This window comes from Microbacterium sp. oral taxon 186 str. F0373 (assembly GCF_000411455.1).
Lineage (GTDB): Bacteria > Actinomycetota > Actinomycetes > Actinomycetales > Microbacteriaceae > Microbacterium.
Genome location: NZ_KE150457.1, coordinates 1,526,480 through 1,547,329, shown reverse-complemented (window position 1 = coordinate 1,547,329; position 20,850 = coordinate 1,526,480). Strand labels below are relative to the sequence as shown.

The 20,850-nt window shown below is 69.9% G+C and carries 19 protein-coding genes; 9 read left to right on the top strand and 10 right to left on the bottom strand.

Features of this window, described 5'->3' with window-relative positions; genetic code table 11:
• Nucleotide 1 precedes the first annotated feature (1 nt).
• Nucleotides 2-661 (bottom strand): TetR/AcrR family transcriptional regulator, encoded by a 660-nt coding sequence (locus HMPREF1529_RS07215; RefSeq protein ID WP_016464316.1) that lies wholly within the window; start codon nt 659-661, stop codon nt 2-4.
• A 176-nt stretch (nt 662-837) separates the two neighbouring features.
• On the opposite strand from HMPREF1529_RS07215, the gene HMPREF1529_RS07210 reads away from it, so the two are divergent.
• Nucleotides 838-3,729 carry an MMPL family transporter gene (locus HMPREF1529_RS07210; RefSeq protein WP_016464315.1) on the top strand — a complete coding sequence of 964 codons (2,892 nt, stop codon included), beginning with the start codon at nt 838-840 and terminating at the stop codon, nt 3,727-3,729.
• Nucleotides 3,726-5,687, top strand: a complete 1,962-nt coding sequence (locus HMPREF1529_RS07205; RefSeq protein ID WP_016464314.1) for a YhgE/Pip family protein — start codon at nt 3,726-3,728, stop codon at nt 5,685-5,687. The genes HMPREF1529_RS07210 and HMPREF1529_RS07205 overlap by 4 nt, the downstream gene beginning before the upstream one ends.
• Before the next feature lie 111 nt (nt 5,688-5,798).
• Here the strand turns inward: HMPREF1529_RS07205 and ccsB are convergent, their stop codons facing one another.
• From ccsB to HMPREF1529_RS07175, 6 genes are all read right to left on the bottom strand, one after another.
• Nucleotides 5,799-6,887 carry a c-type cytochrome biogenesis protein CcsB gene (ccsB, locus tag HMPREF1529_RS07200; protein ID WP_016464313.1) on the bottom strand — a complete coding sequence of 363 codons (1,089 nt, stop codon included), beginning with the start codon at nt 6,885-6,887 and terminating at the stop codon, nt 5,799-5,801.
• A gap of 39 nt (nt 6,888-6,926) precedes the next feature.
• Nucleotides 6,927-8,696 carry a cytochrome c biogenesis protein ResB gene (gene resB, locus HMPREF1529_RS07195; protein WP_016464312.1) on the bottom strand — a complete coding sequence of 590 codons (1,770 nt, stop codon included), beginning with the start codon at nt 8,694-8,696 and terminating at the stop codon, nt 6,927-6,929.
• Complete coding sequence (locus HMPREF1529_RS07190) at nt 8,677-9,429, bottom strand: cytochrome c biogenesis CcdA family protein (RefSeq protein WP_016464311.1); 753 nt, start codon at nt 9,427-9,429, stop codon at nt 8,677-8,679. The genes resB and HMPREF1529_RS07190 overlap by 20 nt, the downstream gene beginning before the upstream one ends.
• Entirely contained in the window at nt 9,426-10,037 is a 612-nt protein-coding gene (locus HMPREF1529_RS07185) for a TlpA family protein disulfide reductase (protein ID WP_016464310.1), read from the bottom strand. The genes HMPREF1529_RS07190 and HMPREF1529_RS07185 overlap by 4 nt, the downstream gene beginning before the upstream one ends.
• Nucleotides 10,034-10,663, bottom strand: coding sequence for a histidine phosphatase family protein (locus HMPREF1529_RS07180; protein ID WP_036282806.1), 630 nt, complete (start codon nt 10,661-10,663; stop codon nt 10,034-10,036). Before HMPREF1529_RS07180 ends, HMPREF1529_RS07185 begins: the two co-directional genes overlap by 4 nt.
• Nucleotides 10,664-10,730: 67 nt before the next feature.
• A complete protein-coding gene (locus tag HMPREF1529_RS07175) occupies nt 10,731-11,387 on the bottom strand; it encodes a DedA family protein (protein WP_016464308.1) in 657 nt (218 codons plus the stop codon).
• Between the two features lie 77 nt (nt 11,388-11,464).
• Here HMPREF1529_RS07175 and aspS point away from each other — a divergent pair, with 77 nt between their 5' ends.
• From aspS to HMPREF1529_RS07140, 7 genes are all read left to right on the top strand, one after another.
• A complete protein-coding gene (gene aspS, locus HMPREF1529_RS07170; RefSeq protein WP_036282804.1) occupies nt 11,465-12,805 on the top strand; it encodes an aspartate--tRNA(Asn) ligase in 1,341 nt (446 codons plus the stop codon).
• 168 nt (nt 12,806-12,973) lie between these two features.
• Entirely contained in the window at nt 12,974-14,104 is a 1,131-nt protein-coding gene (locus HMPREF1529_RS07165) for an ABC transporter substrate-binding protein (protein WP_016464306.1), read from the top strand.
• Nucleotides 14,101-15,009, top strand: a complete 909-nt coding sequence (locus tag HMPREF1529_RS07160; RefSeq protein ID WP_016464305.1) for an ABC transporter permease — start codon at nt 14,101-14,103, stop codon at nt 15,007-15,009. The genes HMPREF1529_RS07165 and HMPREF1529_RS07160 overlap by 4 nt, the downstream gene beginning before the upstream one ends.
• Nucleotides 15,006-15,800, top strand: a complete 795-nt coding sequence (locus tag HMPREF1529_RS07155) for an ABC transporter permease (RefSeq protein ID WP_016464304.1) — start codon at nt 15,006-15,008, stop codon at nt 15,798-15,800. The genes HMPREF1529_RS07160 and HMPREF1529_RS07155 overlap by 4 nt, the downstream gene beginning before the upstream one ends.
• Complete coding sequence (locus HMPREF1529_RS07150; protein ID WP_016464303.1) at nt 15,797-16,900, top strand: ABC transporter ATP-binding protein; 1,104 nt, start codon at nt 15,797-15,799, stop codon at nt 16,898-16,900. The genes HMPREF1529_RS07155 and HMPREF1529_RS07150 overlap by 4 nt, the downstream gene beginning before the upstream one ends.
• A 116-nt stretch (nt 16,901-17,016) precedes the next feature.
• Nucleotides 17,017-18,210, top strand: a complete 1,194-nt coding sequence (locus tag HMPREF1529_RS07145) for a mechanosensitive ion channel family protein (RefSeq protein WP_016464302.1) — start codon at nt 17,017-17,019, stop codon at nt 18,208-18,210.
• Nucleotides 18,211-18,297: 87 nt separating this feature from the next.
• Entirely contained in the window at nt 18,298-20,016 is a 1,719-nt protein-coding gene (locus HMPREF1529_RS07140) for an AMP-binding protein (RefSeq protein ID WP_016464301.1), read from the top strand.
• Between the two features lie 9 nt (nt 20,017-20,025).
• Here the strand turns inward: HMPREF1529_RS07140 and HMPREF1529_RS07135 are convergent, their stop codons facing one another.
• From HMPREF1529_RS07135 to HMPREF1529_RS15605, 3 genes are all read right to left on the bottom strand, one after another.
• Nucleotides 20,026-20,328: a Dabb family protein gene (locus tag HMPREF1529_RS07135; RefSeq protein ID WP_016464300.1), complete on the bottom strand. Its 303-nt coding sequence runs from the start codon at nt 20,326-20,328 to the stop codon at nt 20,026-20,028.
• A complete protein-coding gene (locus HMPREF1529_RS07130) occupies nt 20,325-20,594 on the bottom strand; it encodes a glutaredoxin family protein (protein ID WP_198013028.1) in 270 nt (89 codons plus the stop codon). Before HMPREF1529_RS07130 ends, HMPREF1529_RS07135 begins: the two co-directional genes overlap by 4 nt.
• Nucleotides 20,595-20,688: 94 nt before the next feature.
• The gene (locus HMPREF1529_RS15605; protein WP_003792170.1) at nt 20,689-20,787 is read right to left on the bottom strand and encodes a 30S ribosomal protein bS22; all 99 of its coding nucleotides are present in this window, start codon (nt 20,785-20,787) and stop codon (nt 20,689-20,691) included.
• Between the last annotated feature and the right edge of the window lie 63 nt (nt 20,788-20,850).

Genomic DNA, 20,850 nt, shown 5'->3' with positions numbered 1-20,850 from the left:
TTTAGGAGCGGAAGACCGCGGCGCCGCCGTCGGCGACGATCGCCGGCACGAGGGCTTCGATACGGCGACGAAGGTCGTCCGTGATGCGATCGGAGGACTTGCCCTCCAGGGTGGCCGTCGTGCAGGTCTCATTCGAGACGTCCAGAAGCACGCGCGCCGCATCGGGGATCGGCATCCGGAGCGTGAGCCCGTAGGTGGCGACGATGTGCTGGAGAAAGCCCTCGATCCGCTCGAGTACGCGTCGCTGCAGCGTGAGGAAAGCGTCGGCCAGACGCTCATCGCGCAGAGCCTGGGCGCGGATCTCGGTCAGCAGGTGGGGGTCCATCTCCTCACCGAAGGGCGCCCCGAGGTGACCGACGAGATCGGAGATGTCGATCTGGCCATCGGGTGAGAGGCGCTGCACCCGGCTCTCCACCGCGTCCAGCTTGGCGTCGGAGAGGCGCGTGACGAGCGCCAGGAACAGCTCATCCTTGGACTCGAAGTTCGAGTAGAACGCGCCGCGCGTGAAGCCGGCCCGTTCGCAGATCGCCTCCACGGAGGCGGCGTCCATGCCGACCTCCGAGAAGACCTCGTGGGCGGCATCCAGCAGGCGAGCGCGGGTCTGCTCTCGGCGCTGGCTGGGCGGGCGGCCGGCATCCGTGCGGTCGGCGACGTCGGTCACTGTCCCTCCCTCCGTTGACGACGGCGGCGTCGTCGTCGCTGTCGCGTCTCAGTTCACATCGAGTGCTCAGGATTGCACCAATCTCTGCTCTTAGGATACATCTGTGTATCGGATACAGCGGTGTATCGAACATTCCCTGTCCGTCACTGTCCCGAACGTCTGAACCGGAGCACCCCGTGTCCACACTTCTGTTTTCGCTCGGCCGCTGGTCGTACCGCCACTCCTGGCGCGTTCTCGTGTCGTGGCTGCTGCTGCTGGGCGTGATCGGCGGCGCCGTCGGGGTGGGTGTCGCCACCGGCGCCGTGAAGGGGTTCGACAACTCCTTCTCCATCCCAGGGACCGAAGGGCAGGAGGGCCTGGAGCTTCTCAACCGCACCTTCCCTCAGGCCGCCGGCACCAGTGCGCAGTACGTGATCGTGGCGGCGCCCGGTCAGCACGTCGACGACGCGCCCTACAACGACCAGATCGCGACGACCGTCACCGATCTCGGAAAGCTCGACGGCGTGCTGGCGGTCACCGATCCGTTCAACAAGAACGTGACCGGCATGGTCAGCGACGACGGCCAGGCCGCGCTCATCCGCCTGCAGTTCGAGGGCAGCGTCACCAATGTCCCCGCCGCCACGAAGACCGCCCTTCAAGACATGGCGACGAGTCTCGGCGCAGCCCTGCCGGCCGGATCTACGGTCGTCGTCGGTGGCGATCTGTTCTCGACCTCGCTGCCCAGCCTGTCGGTGACGGAGATCATCGGCGTGCTCGTGGCGCTGTTCGTGCTGATCATCACGTTCCGCTCCCTCGCCGTCGCGTGGTTCCCCCTCGTCAGCGCGATCATCGGGGTGGTGCTCTCGGTCGTGCTGATCTTCGCCTCGACGGCCTTCGCGACGGTGTCCTCCACGACGCCGATGCTCGCGATCATGCTCGGGTTGGCCGTCGGCATCGACTACGCGCTGTTCATCGTCGCGCGACATCAAGACCAGGTGCGCGCCGGTATCGATCCCGAGGAGTCCGCCGCGCGCGCGACCGGGACGGCCGGCTCCGCCGTCATGTTCGCCGGTGTCACGGTGCTGATCGCCCTCGTCGGTCTGGGTTTTGCCGGCATCCCCTTCCTCACCACGATGGGTCTGGCCGCCGCGGGCGCCGTCGCCGTCGCGGTCGCCGTCGCCGTCACCCTCACCCCGGCGCTCCTCGGCTTCGCCAAGGGCCGCGTCGCCGGCTGGCCGCGGGGTCTGGGGCGCGGCATCCCGTTCGGGCGCCGTCGCCGCGCGGCGCGCACGCGGGGGGATGCCGAGGACAGCGCCGCACCGGCGGCGTCGGCAGCTTCGAAGAAGACGAACCCGTGGGTGGCGCTCGTGACGCGGCATCCGGTCGTCAGCGCCCTGTCCGTGATCCTGGTGCTCGGCATCGCGGCGATTCCCGCGTCGAGCCTGCAGCTCGCCCTGCCGAATGCCGGCATGCAGCCCGCCTCCAGCGAAGCGCGGCAGGCCTACGACCTGACCGCCGAGCACTTCGGGCCGGGCGCGAACGGACCACTCATCCTCGCCGGCACGATCGTCACCTCGACCGACCCGCTGACGCTCATGGCGGACCTGAAGGCCGACGTCGAGAAGATCCCCGGCGTGAAGACGGTCGCCCTCGCCACTCCGAACCAGACCGCCGACACGGGTCTCGTCCAGATCGTGCCGACCACGGCACCGGATGCCCCGCAGACGGCCGACCTCGTGCGGGAGCTGCGCGCCCACCACGACGAATGGCTGCAGAAGTACGGCATCGACCTCAAGGTCACCGGCTTCACGGCGATCGCGATCGACATCTCCGACCGCCTGGGGGCCGCCCTGCTGCCGTTCGGCCTTTTCGTCGTCGGCCTGTCGTTCATCCTGCTGATGATCGTGTTCCGCTCGATCTGGGTGCCGCTGAAGGCGACCCTGGGCTACCTGCTGTCGATCCTCGCCGCATTCGGCGCCGTCGCGGCGGTGTTCGAGTGGGGCTGGCTGGCCGACGCGCTGCACGTGACGCGCACCGGTCCGGTGATCAGCTTCATGCCGATCATCCTCATGGGCGTGCTGTTCGGGCTCGCGATGGACTACGAGGTCTTCCTCGTCTCCCGCATGCGCGAGGACTACGTGCACACCCGACGCGCTCGCGGCGGACGGGCCGATCGGCAGACGGCCGTCGGGGCGGTGCGCAGCGGCTTCACGGCGTCGGCGCGCGTGGTGACCGCCGCCGCGGTCATCATGTTCGCGGTCTTCGCGGCCTTCATCCCCGAAGGCGATACGTCGATCAAACCGATCGCGCTCGGACTCGCCGTCGGCATCGCCGTCGATGCCTTCCTCGTGCGTATGACGCTCGGACCGGCGATCATGGCGCTGCTGGGCGAGAAGGCATGGTGGATGCCGAGGTGGCTCGACCGCGCACTGCCGCACTTCGACATCGAGGGCGAGGCCGTCGAGCGCGAGCTCGCACTGACCGCGTGGCCGGAGCCCGACTACACCGGCGCGCTGGCCGCAGACGACCTGTCCGTCCGCGTCGAGGGCGGCAAGGGGGTCGGCGACATCACGCTGTTCCGCACCTCCTCCATCCGGCTCGAGCAGGGCGGCACGCTCCTGGCGACCGCGGCCGATCCGCGCGCCGGTCGCGCCTTCGTCCTCACCGTCGCGGGTCGAGTCGACCCGAGCGAAGGACGCCTGCGCGTCGCGGGTCACCTGCTGCCCGGACGCGGCGCCTGGGTGCGCGCGCACGTCGGTGTCGCACTGCTCGACGGCGCCACCGCTCCCCTCACGGAGCTGCGCCGGGCGCTCGCCGGCGGAACCACGATGGTCGTCATCGACGGTCTCGACACCTTGACCGGCGCCGATCGCGATCAGGCTGCCGCGCTGCTGCGCGACGCACAGGAGCGCGCCGCCGCCCGCACCACCCGCAGCGGTGCTCCCGCCCATCCGCTCACCATCGTCGCCTCCGCCCGTCGCGAGGGCCCCGCCCTCGACGTGCTCGCCGACGCCCACCGCCAGAGCGTGACCGCACTGGCCCTCACCACCGGCACCGCCGACTCTCCCACGCAGGTGATCTCCGCATGACTCTCTCCCTCGAACGCGCCCGCTCCCGTCGCCCCGTCACCTGGCTCACGCTGCTCGGCGTGCTCCTGCTGCCCGTGCTGATCGGCGGCATCCTGCTCGCGGCGCTCTACAATCCCACCGAGCGCCTCGACAACGTGCGCGCCGCGATCGTGAACAACGACAAGCCGGTCACGATCAACGGGCAGACGGCTCCGCTGGGCCGCCAGCTCACCGCGGGTCTGGTGGAAGGCTCCCCCGATGTGCCCAGCAACCTCGACTGGGTGATCTCCAACACCGACGACGCGGCCGCGGGCCTCGCCAACGGCAGCTACGACGCGGTGGTCACGATTCCGGAGAACTTCTCCGCCGCCGCGACCTCGACCGCACCGGGGAAGACGCCCGAGAAGGCCACGATCCAGGTCCAGACCGCTCCGGACGGCCGCGTCGTCGACGGCGCGATCACCGCGACGATCACGCAGACCGCGGCATCCGTGTTCGGCAGCGCCGTGTCACAGCAGTACCTCACCAACGTGCTCATGGGCTTCACGAACCTGCACGACCAGCTCGGTCAGGCCGCCGGCGGTGCCGACCAGCTCGCCAGCGGCGCGCAGCAGGCGGCTACCGGCGCCGCTCAGCTGCCCAGCGGTGCGACCGCTCTCGCCTCGGGCGCAGGTCAGCTCGGCACGGGGGCGAGCGACCTGTCGTCGGGTCTCGACAAGCTGGCGACCGGGGCCACCGGCTCCGCAGCCGGAGCCGGTCAGCTCGTCGACGGGCTGAACCAGCTGTCGGCGCAGTTCACCGCCACGACTCCGAACACTCTCGGCGGCACGGTGTCGACCACGGCGCAGTACGCGTCGGCGGCGGCGACGGCGACGCAAGAGCTCGCGGCGAAGTACCAGAAGCAGCTCGTGGAGAACGCCTGCAACCCGGCGTCGCCGGTGCAGACGCCCACCTGCGCCGCGCTGCTGACGTTGGCGACGGACGTCCAGAGCTCCGCGACGAACGCCGGCTACGCCGCGGGCTACGCGAACGGCCTGAAGAACGAGGCCGTCCCCGAGGCGGTCAAGGGCGTGAACCAGCTCGCCGGAGGGGCGCAGTCGCTGCAGTCCGGCCTCGGCCAGCTCGCCGGCGGCATCGGCCAGGCCGCCACCGGCGCCACCGGGCTGTCGACGGGCGCCTCACAGCTCGCCGACGGAGCTTCGCAGCTCGCCGACGGCGCGACCCAGCTCAGCACCGGTGTGAACCAGCTCGCCACCGGATCCAGCTCGCTGGCGCAGGGCCTGGACTCGGCGGTCTCGCAGATCCCCACCTACTCGCAGCAGCAGGCCGACGCGACCGCCAAGGTCGTCGCGAACCCGGTGAGCGCGGACGGCATCGGAACCAACCTCTTCGGCGCGTCGGCGATCCCGCTCCTGGCGATTCTCGCGCTGTGGTTCGGCGGCCTCGGATCGTTCATCGCGCTTCAGGCCGTGCCGCGGCATGCGCTGAGCTCGCGGCGGCCGTCCGTGCTCCTGGCGCTGCGCAGTCTCGCCCCGGCCGCCGGCATCGGGGCAGCCCAGGGCCTGCTCGTCGCGGGTGTCGCCCAGATCGCGGCGAACTACGACGCCGGCACCTGGTTCGCATTCGCCGGGCTCGCCGTCGTCGCGGGCGTCTCGTTCGCGGCGGTCAACCAGGCGCTGGTCGCGATCTTCGGCGGCGCGGGCCGCTGGATCTCGACGCTCGTGGGGGTGCTCGCGGTGGCGACCGGCATCGTCTCGACCATCCCCGGCATCCTCGCCTCGGTCGCCGCAGTCATGCCCACCGCCCCCGCCTACACCGCGCTGCTGGCGACGATCACGTCCGCCGGTGGGCTCGGTGCGGGGCTCGCCGGCATGATCGCGTGGGCGGCACTGGCGTTCGTCGCGACGACGATCGCGGTGACCCGCCGCCGGACGGCGAACACGCGGGCATTGCTCGCCGCACCCCCCGCCCTGGCCTGACACCCCGCCCAGCCGACCCGCGAAGGGCTGAGTTGGCGCGGGCGCCGGAAAGAGTCCCCCGGATGCCGGCGCGCGCGCCAACTGAACGCGCGCGCCGGCGGCGGCGCGGGCTCAGTTCAGGCCGCTGTAGACGTGCAGGCCTTTGAAGAAGAGGTTCACGATCGTGAAGTTGAACATCACCGCGGCGAAGCCGACGATGGACAGCCACGCCGAGCGGGTGCCTCGCCAGCCGCGCGTCGCCCGCGCGTGGATGTAACCGGCGTAGAGCACCCAGATGACGAAGGTCCACACTTCCTTCGTGTCGAAGCCCCAGTAGCGTCCCCACGCGTCGTTGGCCCAGATCGATCCGGCGATGAGGGTGAAGGTCCAGAAGATGAAGCCGATGATCGTGAAGCGGTAGGCGAGAGCCTCCAGGACATCGCCGGCCGGCAGCGTCCGCAGGAAGCGCAGGCCACGGCGGCGCGGCGTGGAGGTGGCCGCAGCGGCTCCGCCCTCCTCCGGCGCCGACAGGGCGGCGATCGCCAGCCGCTCGCGGCGGGTCTGCATCAGCTGGAGCACCGACAGCGCGAAGGCAAGGGCGAACAGCGCGGTGGCCAGCGACGCGACGAACACGTGGATCACCAGCCACACGCTCTTCAGCGGGTCGGACAGCGGGACGACGGCGGTGTAGAACCAGATCACGGTGCCGCCCAGCAGCACGACCACGAGCCCGGTGATGAAGGTGCCCAGGAAGCGCAGGTCGTACTTGAACAGCACCACCAGGTAGACCGCGACGATCAGCATCGTGCCGGTCAGGGCGAACTCGTACATGTTCGACCACGGCACACGCCCCGAGGCGACGCCGCGCAGCACGTCGCCGGCGACGTGGAAGAGGAAGCCGAGCACCGTCAACGAGGTTCCGATGCGCGCCCACAGGTAGCGCGCGCGGCGGGCGAGCGGCGCTTCCAGCTCCGCCTTGGCCGCCTGCTGCTCGGCCCGCATCTCGTCGAGAGACCCGCCGAGAGCAGTGGATGCGGATGCCGAGACGCCCGCGCCCGCGCCGACGAGTTCACGCTGCTTCGCGGCATCCTTCTGCTGGATCGCGATGTCGGAGCGGCGCCCGAGGTCGATCGCGTAGGCGATGAACGCGAGCGCGTAGATCGCCACTGCGGTCCAGACGAGGAGCCGGGAGATTTCGTCGAGAGGGAGGCCGTCGGGCATGACGATCAGTCTACGTCGGCGTGCTACGCGCCGGACCGGTCACGACCGGCCGGCGCCGCCGTCCTGACCCGCGGATGCCGCGCCCTGCGCACGCGCCGACCCGGCGGTGCCCGCGGCATCCATCGCGGCGCCGTGGTCGCGGACGAGGTCGGCGACCGCCACTGCGATCGCGGGGTCCTCGCCGCGCGCGAGACCCGCGTACTCGAGGTGCACGACGCCGTCACCCGGCGTGGCCTTGACCCACATGCGCCGGCGCGGGATGAACAGCGCCGCGAGCAGCCCCGTGAGGGCGACGATCGCGAAGCCGAGCACCCAGGGGGCGCCGACGTCGCGGTGGATCGACAGGGACACGTAGCGCTTGACCTGCTCGCGAGCGCCGCTGGCCTTCGCGTCGTCGAACGTGATCGTGCCGAGGCCGTTCGGCAGGTCAACGGTCTGGCCCGGCGCGAGCTCGAGCGAGGGGACGTTGATCTTGCGGCCGGTCAGCTGCGTCATGCCGCTGACATCGAGCGCGTAGACGTTGCGGGGCGTGCCGTCGTCGATGCCGAGGTCGCCCGTGTACACGTCGAGGGTGAGAACGGGGTTCGCCAGCGCCGGGTAGGCCGATGTCAACGCGCCCGAGTGCAGTTTCGCCGCCGTGGGATAGAAGAAGCCCACGAGACCGACCTGCTGCGACAGCCCGTCGGGAATCTTGATGACGCCGAGCGAGGTCATCGTCGCGCCCTGCGGCAGGAACTCGACGTCCTCGTGCAGCACGACATCCCCCGCGGGGTTTCGCACCGTGATGGTCGGCGCGTAACCGTTGCCCATGAGATAGACCCGGTCGCCTGCCATGTCGACGGGGTGGTTGACCCGCACGGTCCGCTGCTGGGGGTCGTGGCCCGGCTCGCGGGTGGTGAGATTGGCGGCGAAGTCGCCGGCCTGCCCCTGGCCCGCCTGCCCGACCGGCACGTAGTTCACGTCGAAGCTGTCGAGCGTCAGCGAATACGGCGGCAGCGCGTTCGTGTCGACGAAGCGACCGGGGTTGAACGAGGTGTAGCCGAGGCCGAGGGAGTTGACGAAGCTGTCGCCCTCGACGATGACGGTCTGGCCCGTGTAGGTGAGGCCGCCCCCGACGCCGACCGAGATGAGCACGCCGACGAGCGCAGCGTGGAAGACGAGATTGCCGGTCTCACGGGCGTAGCCGCGTTCGGCCGACACGGATGCCGTCGCGGGCCGCTTCGCCGTGGCAGCGGTGTCGTAGCGCTCGACGCGGTAGCCGGCCTTGCGCAGCTGCGCCTGGGCGAGCTCGACCGCGGCGACGGCGGCCGCCGCGGCATCCTGTCCCGGGGCGACGATGCGCTCCGCCTCGGCGTGGTCGTCCAGGCGCGACAGACGCGCGGGCGTCCGCGGCGGGCGGGCACGCAGCGCGTTGAAGTGGTGCTTGGTGCGCGGGATCACGCAGCCGATCAGCGAGATGAACAGCAGGATGTAGATCGCCGAGAACCACACCGACGAGTACACGTCGAACAGCTGCAGACCGTCGAGGATCGGGAACAGGCCCGGGTTGTCGGTCTTGTACTGCAGCACGCCGTTGGGGTCGGCGGTGCGCTGCGGCACGATCGACCCGGGGATCGCCGCGATGGCGAGCAGCAGCAGCAGCACGAGCGCCGTGCGCATGCTCGTCAGCTGCCGCCAGCCCCACCGCAGCCAGCCGATCACGCCCAGCTGCGGCTGGGCGATGCCCGCGGCGGGAACCTCGGCATCCGCGTGGTCCGCCGGGCGCAGCGGGTCGCTGGCGCCCGTGCCGTCAGAGCGGGAGTTCGACACCGCCGATCACCCCCGTCAGCTGCGACATCGCCGCGGTCCAGAGCCCGGTGACCATGAGCAGGCCGAGCACGATCAGAAGCACGCCGCCGACGATGTTGACGGCGCGGATGTGACGACGCAGGAACGCCACCGAGCGGGTCGCCCAGCCGAAGCCCACCGCGAGCAGCAGGAACGGGATGCCGAGACCCAGCGAGTAGGCAACGGCGAGCAGCACCGCGCGGGTCGGGTCGGCCTGGGTGAGGGAGATCGAGAGGATCGCCGCGTAAGTCGGGCCGATGCAGGGCGCCCAGCCGATGCCCATCGCGACGCCCAGCAGCGGTGCGCCGACCAGTCCCAGGCCGCTGCGCACCTGCGGCTTCATCGTCCGCTGCGCGAAGCCGAAGACGCCGAGGAACACCAGCCCCATGACGATGACGACGACACCCAGCACACGGGTCAGGGTCTCGCCGTGCTGGATGAAGAAGCGTCCCAGCGTGCCCGCCAGCACGCCCATCGCGACGAAGACCACCGTGAAGCCGGCGATGAACAGCACCACGCCCAGCAGCAGCCGACCGCGGCCCGTGCGGGTGGGGCGACCGCTACGACCGCCGACACCGCCGGAGGCACCGCCGAGGAACCCGAGATAGCCGGGCACGAGCGGCAGCACGCACGGCGACAGGAAGGACACCAGGCCCGCGAGCATCGCGATGGGGATCGCGAGCCAGAGCGCGCCGCTGAAGACGACGTCGCTCACGTGGTCTCCGCGACGACGTCGTTGATGATCGTCTTGAGGATCGATTCGCTCTCGACGCGGCCGATGAATCGCGCCGCGACGCGGCCCTGCCGGTCGAGCACGAGGGTGATCGGCACCGACTGCAGCGGCGTCCACGACGCGAACGCGAGCTTGAGGTCGGCGTCGTCCTTGGCGAGCAGCGACGGGTAGGTGATGCCGTACTTCTCGTCGAACGCTTTCGCACCCTCGGGGCCGTCGTAGATGTTCACACCGAGGAACTGCGCGCCCGCGGGCTGTACCGCCTGGTACGTGCTCTCGAGGGTGGGCGCCTCGGCGCGGCAGGGTCCGCAGTTGGCGTACCAGAAGTTGAGGACCAGCACCTTGTCGGCGTAGTCGGCGTTGGTGACGGTTGCACCGTCGACCGCGGTGCCGCTGAACGAGACCGCACCGCCGCGGTCGGCGGGCGCGATCTCCTGCACGCTGCCGTCGCCGGAGATGTAGCCCTTGCCGTCGCCCTGCTTGTACTGGTTGGCGAGGTCGTCATTCGCGCTGCTGCACCCCGCCAGGCCCGCGCCGAGCGCCAGGGCGAGAAGGGATGCCGCGACGCGAGCGATCGTCCGATGCTTCATACCGCTCCCACATCCACCGCGTGAGCCGTCGAGGCCGGCTCGGCGTAGTCGACTTCGCGCCAGCGATCGCCGGCGCGCTCGAAACTGGTGATGCTCGAGAGGGCACAGCGGCGCTTGCGCGGGTCGTGGCGCAGCGGCTGACCGGCCACCGACAGATGCGTGACCCAGATCGGCAGCTGGTGGGAGACGATGACGACGTCGCCCCCGTCGGCATCGTTCCAGGCTTCGTTCATCGCGGCATCCATGCGGGCGACGACCTCGGTGTACGGCTCGCCCCAGCTGGGGATCTCGGGGCGCGCGAGGTGTCGCCAGTTGAGGGGATTGAGCACGGCCCGTGTCATGCGCTTGCCCTCGAAGACGTTGGTGGGCTCGATGACGCGCTCATCGATGATCGGGTCGAGCGCGAAGGCCTCGGCGAAGGGCTCCGCCGACTCCCGGGTGCGCTGCAACGGCGAGGCGTAGAGGGCGCTCACCGGCCGGCCCGACCCCTGCACGTAGGCAGCGGCACTGCGGGCCATCTCGCGCCCCGCGGCACTCAACCGGAAGTTCGGAAGTCGTCCGTACAGCACCCGCCCCGGGTTGTGGACCTCGCCGTGGCGCACGAGGTGGAGGCGATCAGCGGGCACCCCGTCAGTCTACGCGGGACAGATCTGTGGCCGGGCTGAGAGCGGAACCGGCCCGGGCGGCGGACGTTCAGGCCGGGTCGCTGTCTGCCGCCACGCCCCGCACCTGCCGCACGCGGTTCACCGTGAACCAGACCAGCGCTGCGGCGGCGACGCCGATCACCGCGTACTGCAGCACGCCCGCGTACTCCTCGACGATGTGCCACTGATCGCCCAGCAGATACCCCGACAAGACGAAGACGGCATTCCAGATGAACGATCCCGCCAGCGTCAGCGGGCCGAAGCGCCACAGCGGCATGCGCGTGACGCCCGCGGGGATCGAGATGAGGCTCCGGAAGATCGGCAGCATGCGACCGAAGAACACGGCTTTGCCCCCGTGCCGATGGAACCACGCGACGGTGCGGTCGACGTCATCGACCTTCAGCAGCGGCATCCGTCGCACGAGCGCGCGGAGGCGATCGGTGCCGAGCCACGCGCCCAGGGCGTAGAGCGCGAAGGCGCCCGCGACCGAGCCGGCGGTAGTCCAGGCGAGGGCCTCGAACAGCGAGAACGATCCGCGGGCGGCGGCCAGTCCCGCCATCGGCAGGATGACCTCGCTGGGAAGCGGCGGGAACAGGTTCTCGAGGGCGATCGCGAGCCCCGCGCCGGGCGCCCCGATGAGGTTCATGAGGCCGACCACGGCGTCGACGAGGGTGGTGAGCCAGGAGCCGTCGGATGCCATCGCCATACGTCGACGGTAGCGAGGGCGGGTGATGAGAACCTGGGCGGATGCCGGGACACCCCACCCACGTAGACTGGTGCCTCGTGAGTGAACGCACCCTCGTCAGCCAGCTGCAGTCCCGCGAAGACGGCACCGTTTCGGTGTCCGGATGGGTGGAGACCGTCCGCGATCAGAAGAAGGTGCAGTTCGTCATCCTCCGCGACGAGACCGGCGCCGTCCAGCTCGTCAACCCGGCGACCCGTCCCGACCCGGAGGGGGCGGAGCAGGATGCCGCGGCTCTCGCGCTCACCGCGCTGATCTCGGAACTGTCCACCGGCACCTTCCTGACGGTCACCGGTCAGCTCAAGCACGACGAGCGGGTCAAGCTCGGCGGCGTCGAGATCAAGATCGCGACGCTGGAGATCGCCGCCGCGGCGTTGCCCGAGACACCGATCGCCGCCGACAGCGGCCTCGACAAGCGCATGGACTGGCGCTTCATCGACCTGCGTCAGCGCCGCAACAACCTCGTCTTCCGCATCCAGACGACGCTCGAGCACGCGATGCGCACCTACTGGATCGAGCGCGACTACGTCGAGATCCACTCCCCCAAGCTCATGTCGACCCCCGCCGAGGGCAACGCCGAGCTGTTCGCCCTGGAGTATTTCGGCGACCAGACGGCCTACCTCGCGCAGAGCCCGCAGCACTTCAAGCAGATGGCGCAGGCCGCCGGCTTCGGCAAGGTGTTCGAGATCGGCGACGTCTTCCGCGCCGACCCGAGCTTCACGAGCCGACACGCGACCGAGTTCACCTCGATCGACGCCGAGATCAGCTGGATCGACTCGTACGAAGACGTCGCGGCGATGCAGGAAGAACTCCTCGCGGCCGCCTTCCAGGCCGTCAAGGACAAGCACGGCGACGAGATCGCCGAGCTGTTCGGCATCGACGTCGTCGTGCCGGCGCTCCCCTTCCCGCGCATCCCGCTCGCCGAGGCGCGCGAGATCGTCAAGGCCCGCGGCTACGACATCCCCCGCACCGACGGCGACCTCGACCCCGAGGGCGAGCGTCAGATCTCGGCGCATGTGCGGGAGACCTACGGGCACCAGTTCGTGTTCATCACCGACTACCACCCCGAGATCCGCCCGTTCTACCACATGCGCAACCCCGAGACCGGGCTCACGAACAGCTACGATCTGCTGTTCCAGGGCACCGAGATCACCACGGGCGCGCAGCGCGAGCACCGCATCGAGGTGCTCGAAGCACAGGCGCTCGAGAAGGGCCTGTCGCTGGAGGGGCTCGAGCACTACCTCGACTTCTTCCGCTACGGCATCCCGCCCCACGGCGGCTTCGGCATGGGCCTCGCGCGCGTGCTGATGCTCATGCTCGGCCAGGACTCGATCCGCGAGGTGACGTTCCTCTTCCGCGGGCCGACGCGCCTCGCCCCCTGACCGACAGTCCGCGGTGACGTCCCCCCGCGACCCGCAAGACGTCACCGCTCCGTCACCGGCGGTTCACCGCCGCTCCGAATGCTCGACACGGCGCAGCCGTACGTTCCTCGCATCCCCCTCGCGCCGCACGCATCGTCGTGCCCGCGGGGATGACCCGAGAGGAACAGCATGTCCCGAACCCTTGCGCGCCGCACGATCGCGGTCACGGCCGTCGCAGCCGTCGCAGCCCTCGCCCTCAGTGCGTGCGCCGGCACGTCGGAGGCCGCCACCAGCGGAGGCACCTCGGCATCCGCCGCGACGAGCGTCGCCGATTTCGGCACCTTCGCCGACCTGGAGAAGGCCGCCAAGGCAGAGGGCCAGCTCAACGTGATCGCACTGCCGCACGACTGGGCAAACTACGGCGAGATCATCTCGCTGTTCTCGCAGCGCTATCCCGATATCACCGTCAACGAGCAGTCGCCCGACGCCTCGAGCGCCGAAGAGATCCAGGCGGCCAAGACGAATGAGGGCCTCGACACCGCGCCGGACGTGTTCGATCTGGGCCTGTCGGTCACCCTCCAGAACACCGACCGCTTCGCTCCCTACAAGGTTCAGACGTGGGCCGACGTGCCCGACACCCTGAAGGATCCGTCCGGCCTGTTCGTCGGCGACTACGGCGGGTACATGTCGATCGGCTACGACTCCTCCAAGTTCCCGGCCCCGACCAAGCTCACCGATCTGCTCAGCCCGACCTATAAGGGCGCGGTCGCGCTCAACGGCGACCCCACCCAGGCCGGAGCGGCCTTCGCGGCGGTCGGAATGGCCACCGTGCAGTCCGGCGGAACGCTCGACGACTTCCAGCCCGGCATCGACTTCTTCAGCTCGCTGCAGAAGGCCGGCAACCTGCTGAAGGTCGACGTGACGACCTCCACGGTGGCCAGCGGCGAAACACCCGTAGTCTTCGACTGGGACTACCTCAACGCGGCACACCGCAAGGACAACCCGAACTGGAAGGTCGTCGTCTTCGACGGCACCGGCTACGCCGGCTACTACAACCAAGCCATCAACAAGACGGCTCCCCACCCCGCGGCAGCCCGCCTGTGGCAGGAGTTCCTCTACAGCGACGAGGTGCAGAACCTCTGGCTCAAGGGTGGCGCCCGCCCGGCCCGCATGGCCGCGATGACCACGGCCGGCACCATCGATGCGACCCTCGCCGCGGCGCTGCCAAAGGCTCCGGCCGACACGGTGGTTCCCACCGAGGCGCAGTCCAAGGCTGCCGGCACGCTGCTCGGTCAGAAGTGGGCGACGGCGGTCCAGTGACCGTCGTCACCACGGCGGGGGTGGATGCCGCGGCATCCGCATCCACCCCCGCCCGTCGCGGTTCGTGGTCGTGGCTGGGCCTGGTTCCGTTCGCCGCCTACGTGCTGCTGTTTCTCGCATTGCCCTCGGTACTCGCGGTCGCTTCGGGGTTCTTCGATCGCCGCGGCGCGTTCACCTGGGACAACATCACGGCGCTCGGCGATCCATTGATCGTCGAGACCTTCGCCAACTCGGCGGGCCTGTCCCTGCTGACCGCGGTCATCGGCGCACTCGCGGGCGCACTGGTCTGCTACGCGATGCTCGGCCTTCATCCCGAAGGCCTCGTCCGCTCGGCAGTGGATGCCGCGGCCGGTGTGCTCGCGCAGTTCGGCGGCGTCATGCTGGCCTTCGCGTTCATCGCGACGATCGGCCTGCAAGGCGTCGTCAGGTTGTTTCTGCTCGACGCGTTCGGCATCGACATCTTCGCCAACGGCACCTGGCTGTACGACCTGCCGGGATTGGTCCTGCCGTACATCTACTTCCAGATCCCGCTCATGGTCATCACGTTCATGCCAGCCCTCTCGGCGCTGCGTCCGCAGTGGGCCGAAGCGACGCTCACGCTCGGGGGCTCGCGCCGCGCGTTCTGGAGCTATGTCGGCATCCCCGTGCTGGCGCCCTCCTTCTTCGCGAGCCTGCTGCTGCTGTTCGCCAATGCGTTCTCGTCGTACGCCACCGCGGCCGCCCTTGCCAGCCAAGGAGCCGAGATCGTGCCGCTACGCATCCGCAGCGCGCTGACGAGCGAGACGGTGCTCGGGCGCGAGAACCTCGCCGGCGCGCTGGCCCTCGGGATGATCGTCGTGGTCGGCATCGTCATGTTCGTCTACTCCGCTGTCCAGCGGCGCGCAGCTCGGTGGTACCAGGCATGAATCGACTCACCCCTTCGCCCCTCACCCGCGCGATCGTCGGCATCGTCGTCGGAGCGTTCTTCGCGATCCCACTCGTCTCGACCCTGATCTACACGTTGCGGATGCCGGATGGCAGCCTCTCGTGGAGCCGATGGACGGGCCTATTCGATCCGCACACCGTCGCCGCCCTCAAGCCGCTGTGGACGGGCCTGGGTAACTCCCTCGTGCTCTGCGTGGTGACGGTGGCCATCGTGCTGCTGCTGCTGGCGCCGACGATGGTGCTGGTCGCGCTGCGCTTTGCCCGGTTGCGGCGGGCGTTCGAATTCGCCGTCCTGCTGCCCATCTCGATCCCGGCGATCGTGCTGGTCGTGGGTCTGGCGCCGATCTATCAGCAGATCGGCCGGCTGTTCGGTACCGGCGCGTGGACGCTGGCGTTCGCCTACGGCATCACCGTGCTTCCCTTCGCCTATCGCGCGATCCAGGCGTCGATCGACGCCGTCGATCTCCGCACGCTCGCCGAGGCGGCACGGTCGCTCGGCGCCGGCTGGACAGCCGTGATCGTGCGGGTGCTCGCGCCCAACCTGCGACAGGGGCTCCTGGCGGCGTCGCTCATCTCGATCGCCGTCGTGCTCGGCGAGTTCACCATCGCCTCCCTGCTCAACCGTCAGGTCTTCCAGACCGCCATGGTGGTCGTGCAGAAACAAGATCCCTATACCCCCGCGATCTTCACTCTGCTGGCGCTCGTGCTGGCCTTCACCCTCCTGCTCCTCATCGGCCGTGCCGCGCGCGGCACGCGAAAGGCCCGTCCATGACCATCGACCGAGCCCTCCCCCGCACCGCCGACAACCTGCTGCTCACCGGGGCCGGCACCGGCACGCGCGTGCAGCTGCAGAGCATCGTGAAGAGCTTCGGCGGGACACGCGTACTGCACGGGGTCGACCTCGACGTCGCTCCCGGAGAGTTCGTCTCGCTGCTCGGACCGTCGGGATGCGGTAAGACGACGGCCCTCCGTGTGCTCGCCGGTCTCGAAACCGCCGACAGCGGATCGGTGATGCTGGGCGGCCGCGACGTCTCGCGTGTGCCCACGAACAAGCGTGACATCGGCATGGTGTTCCAGTCGTACTCGCTGTTCCCGCACCTGCGGGTGCTCGAGAACACCGCTTTCGGGCTGCGCCGGCGAGGAGTCGCCCGCGCCGCTGCGGCGGCGCGGGCCGCCGCAGCGCTCGAGCTCGTCGGCCTCGCGAACCTGGCCGACCGCTTCCCGCATCAGCTGTCCGGCGGCCAGCAACAGCGTGTCGCGCTCGCCCGCGCTCTCGTCACCGAGCCGCGCGTGCTGCTGCTGGACGAGCCGCTGTCGGCGCTCGATGCCAAGGTGCGCGTCCAGCTGCGCGATGAGATCCGCCGTCTGCAGCTGCGCCTGGGCATCACGACGGTCTTCGTCACGCACGACCAGGAGGAGGCGCTGGCCGTATCCGACCGCATCGCCGTCATGGACAGCGGACGCATCGAGCAGATCGGAACGCCGGAAGATCTGTATCTGCGCCCGCAGACGCCCGCCGTCGCCGCCTTCGTGGGGCTCTCCAGCGCCCTTCCAGGGCTCGCCACCGGTAGCAGCGTCACGGTGTGGGGCACGCGCCTACCCATACAAGGCGACCCGGCCGAGGGTCCGGTCGAGGCGCTCGTACGCCCGGAGAACGTCCGCGTGGCACCCGACACGTCGTCCGCATCCGATGCCGGCGTCAGCGCACAGGTGGAGGAGAGCACTTTCCTGGGCAGCTTCCGGCGGACGGTGCTGCGTACCACCGACGGCATCATGGTGCACGCCCAGCATAGCGCCGAGGAGCGGCTGGAGTACGGCCAGCGCGTGCGGGTGAGACTGGTTCCCGCGCCCGTCACCGTGCGGCGGGTCTGAGTGCCGGACGCCCGCGGACCTCGACATCCACCGACCGACTGACAGTCCGCACCGGATTTGCCTCGCACCCCGGCGCCGCGCCTAGCCTGGATGCTCCCCCACCGAAGGAGACGTCCATGTGGGACAACTGGCTCGAACTCGCCATCGGCGTGGCCATCGCGGTGGTTGCGGCGCTGCTGTTCACCGTCGCGATCACGCTGATCGTTCGCCTCATGGCACGGCGCGCCGACTGGCCGACGCGCCTCATCCGCCACGGCCGACGGCCGTTCCGCGTGCTCATCCTGGTGTTCGCACTGTGGATCGCGGTCGCGGTGGTCGCTCCCGGCGACGCCACGTGGATGCCGCTGGTCAGCCAGCTCTTCACGATCGCCTCGATCCTCGCCAGCGCGTGGCTGCTCGCCGGGCTGGTCGCCTTCGCCGGCGACGTCGCGCTCGGCCGCTATCGCATCGACGTCCCGAACAACCGGGTCGCCCGGCGGATCAGGACCCAGGTTCTCATCCTGCGCCGGCTGGCCATCGCGTTGATCGTCATCATCGCGATCGGTGCGATGCTCCTGACCTTCCCCGCCGTCCGCGCCGTCGGCGCGAGCGTGCTCGCCTCGGCCGGCATCGCCTCGGTCGTCGCGGGACTGGCCGCGCAGTCGGTGCTGGCCAACATCTTCGCCGGCGTGCAGCTCGTCTTCAGCGACGCGCTGCGCGTGGACGACGTCGTCGTGGTGGAGGGAGAGTGGGGCCGGATCGGGGAGATCACGCTCAGCTACGTCGTCGTCGACATCTGGGACGACCGCCGGCTCGTGCTTCCCTGCACGTACTTCACCACCAAGCCGTTCCAGAACTGGACGCGCACCGGCAGCGAGCTGCTGGGCTCCGTCGAGCTCGACCTGGACTGGCGCGTGTCGCCGGCGCGCATGCGCGAGGAGCTCGCGCGGGTTCTCGAGCAGACCCCGCTGTGGGACCGGCGCGCGTCTGTTCTGCAGGTCACCGATGCGACGAACGGATTCGTCCGCGTGCGGGTGCTGGTCACGGCGATCGATGCGCCGACGCTGTTCGACCTGCGCTGCTACGTGCGCGAGCACCTGGTCGACTGGGTGCACCGTGAGACGCCCGGGGCTCTCCCTGTGCAGCGTGTGCTGATCGAGGATGCCGAGACCCCGCCGGCCGCATCGGCACAGGGAGAGACCGCCCCCGACACCGGCTCGACCGGACTGTTCACCGGATCCCCCGAGGCGGAACAGCGCGCCCGCGCGTTCACGCAGGCGATCCCCATCGTCCCCGGCGCCGCCGACGACGGCGCCGAGCGCCCCGCCTGACGAGTTCCGACAGCGCGTCGCCGGCGTCGCATACCGCCGGACGGATCACTCAGGGCGTAGCCTGACCGAGTGCCTCACGCGGATGACATGACGACTTCCCCCATCCGACCCGCCACCGACGCCACCGAGAAGGTGCGCGCCGCACGCGATCACCTGTTCGCGCACCGCGACGACTACGACGGCGCCGTGTCCGGCTTCGCCTGGCCGGAGCTGTCCGCCTTCAACTTCGCACTGGAGTGGTTCGACGTGGTCGCCGGCGAGCACCCCGACCGCGCCGCCGTCACGATCGTCGACGCCGACCTCACGGCGCGCTCGTGGAGCTACGGCGAGCTCTCCCGCCGCTCCGACGCCGTCGCCGTCTGGCTCGCACAGCAGGGACTCCAGCGCGGCGATCACGTCATCGTGATGCTCGGCAACACGATCGAGCTGTGGGAGGTCATGCTCGGCCTCACCAAGCTCGGCGCCGTCGCCATCCCCACCACGACCCTCCTCTCGTCCGACGATCTCGCCTACCGCATCGCGCACAGCGGCGCCCGCGCGGTCATCGCCCCGAGCGAAACGGCGAGCGCGGTGGATGCCGCGACCGCCGGCATCCTGCGCATCGCCGTCGGCGCCGGTGCGCCGGCGGACTGGGTCTCGTTCGACGGCTCGCACACGGTCACGGCGGTGTTCGTCCCGTCGGGGCCGACGCCGGCCGACGACCTCAATCTGCTGTACTTCACCTCCGGCACCACCTCCGCCACCCCGAAGCTCGTGCGCCACACGCACGTCTCCTACCCGGTGGGCCACCTCTCGACACTCTGGTGGCTGGGGCTGCGCCCCGGCGACGTCCACATGAACATCTCCTCGCCCGGCTGGGGAAAGCACGCCTGGAGCAACTTCTTCGCGCCTTTCCTCGCCGAGGCGACGGTGTTCGTCTACACGTACGAACGCTTCGACGCCGCCACGCTCATGCAGGTGATGGACACCCACCAGGTGACCACCTTCTGCGCCCCGCCGACGGTGTGGCGGATGCTGATCCAGGCCGACCTCGGCCTGCTCACGAAGCCGCCCCGCGAGCTGCTGGGGGCCGGGGAGCCGCTGAACCCCGAGGTGATCTCGCGGGTGCGCGCCGCCTGGGGCCCGACGATCCGCGACGGATACGGTCAGACGGAGATGACGTGCGCGATCGGAAACTCACCGGGCCAGGTGGTCAAGGACGGATCGATGGGACGGCCTCTGCCCGGCTACCCCGTTGTGCTCGTCGATCCCGAGACCGGCCAACGCGGCGTGGACGAGGGCGAGATCTGCCTCGACGTGTCCACGCCCATCCTGGGGCTCATGGACGGGTATCACGATGCCCCGGAGCGCACCGCTCGTGCCCTGCACGACGGGCTGTACCACACCGGCGACATCGCGTCCCGCGACGAGGACGGCTACCTCTCGTATGTCGGGCGCAGCGATGACGTATTCAAGGCCTCCGACTACAAGATCTCGCCGTTCGAGCTCGAGTCGGTGCTGCTGGAGCATCCGGCGGTCGTCGAGGCCGCCGTCGTCCCGAGCCCCGATCCGCTTCGCCTCGCGGTGCCGAAGGCCTTCGTGCGCTTGAGCGCAGCGGCCACCGGCGACCCGCGCGCCGCTGCCGGCGAGATCTTCGCGCATGCGCGCGCCCGCCTGTCGGCCTACCAGCGCGTGCGTCGGCTGGAGTTCGTGGAGGAGCTCCCGAAGACGATCTCGGGCAAGATCCGCCGCGTCGAGTTGCGCGCGGCCGAAGCCGCATCGGTCGAACGGCCCGCCGGCGAGTTCAGCGACCGCGACTTCCGCTAAGGCGCCGGCTCAGATCTCCACGTCGACGGCGACCCGCTCGGCGCGGATCGTGCCGATGAACGCCGCGACGTGCTCGTGGGCGGGGTGCACCTGATACGCGTCCAGACCCGCGACGTCGTCGAAGTCGGCGACGAGCACGAGATCCCAGTTCTGGCCGGGGAAGAGGATGTTGGCGCCCGCGCTCATCGCCCGCAGCGTCGGCACCACGCCCGCGAGGGCGTTGAGCCTGCGGGCCGCTTCCGCGGCGTGCGCGGCACGGTCGTCCGCATCGGCGGCGGCCATGCGGAAGGCGACGACGTGGCGAAGGGTCATCGAGGGGTGTCCTCTCGGTCGGGGGCGGCGAGCGCGGCACGAAGGCGCTCGGGCGAGAGACGCCAATGGGCGTGCAGGCGATCGTCGATCAGGACGACGGGGATCTTCTCCCACCACTGCGCGTACAGCGCGGGGTCATCCGTGATCGACAGCTCCTGAACGTCGACGGCGTCTTCGGGCAGGTCAGCGACCACGCCCTCCACGATCTCCCGTGCGACATCGCACAGGTGACAGTCCGGTTTGGAGATGATCGTGAGGGTGGTCACGGCATCCATTCTGCCGGAGAACACGAAGCGCCCGTCCCGGATCGATGATCTCGGAGACAGGCGCTCGGTGTCGTTTGCAGCGTGCCGCGACGAATTACTTCTTGTTGCGGCGCTGGTGGCGAGTCTTGCGAAGCAGCTTGCGGTGCTTCTTCTTCGCCATGCGCTTGCGGCGCTTCTTGATGACAGAACCCACGGAAAACCTCACTATGTCAGGGGTCTGGACGCGGGTGGCCGCGTCCGGGAACGGGCATCTCGA

Coding starts and splice junctions, on each gene's coding strand:
- HMPREF1529_RS07205 (WP_016464314.1), top strand. CDS start 3,726: ATGACTCTCTCCCTCGAACGCGCCCGCTCCCGTCGCCCCGTCACCTGG.
- ccsB (WP_016464313.1), bottom strand. CDS start 6,887: ATGCCCGACGGCCTCCCTCTCGACGAAATCTCCCGGCTCCTCGTCTGG.
- HMPREF1529_RS07185 (WP_016464310.1), bottom strand. CDS start 10,037: ATGAAGCATCGGACGATCGCTCGCGTCGCGGCATCCCTTCTCGCCCTG.
- HMPREF1529_RS07175 (WP_016464308.1), bottom strand. CDS start 11,387: ATGGCGATGGCATCCGACGGCTCCTGGCTCACCACCCTCGTCGACGCC.
- HMPREF1529_RS07165 (WP_016464306.1), top strand. CDS start 12,974: ATGTCCCGAACCCTTGCGCGCCGCACGATCGCGGTCACGGCCGTCGCA.
- HMPREF1529_RS07155 (WP_016464304.1), top strand. CDS start 15,006: ATGAATCGACTCACCCCTTCGCCCCTCACCCGCGCGATCGTCGGCATC.
- HMPREF1529_RS07150 (WP_016464303.1), top strand. CDS start 15,797: ATGACCATCGACCGAGCCCTCCCCCGCACCGCCGACAACCTGCTGCTC.
- HMPREF1529_RS07145 (WP_016464302.1), top strand. CDS start 17,017: ATGTGGGACAACTGGCTCGAACTCGCCATCGGCGTGGCCATCGCGGTG.
- HMPREF1529_RS07140 (WP_016464301.1), top strand. CDS start 18,298: ATGACGACTTCCCCCATCCGACCCGCCACCGACGCCACCGAGAAGGTG.
- HMPREF1529_RS07135 (WP_016464300.1), bottom strand. CDS start 20,328: ATGACCCTTCGCCACGTCGTCGCCTTCCGCATGGCCGCCGCCGATGCG.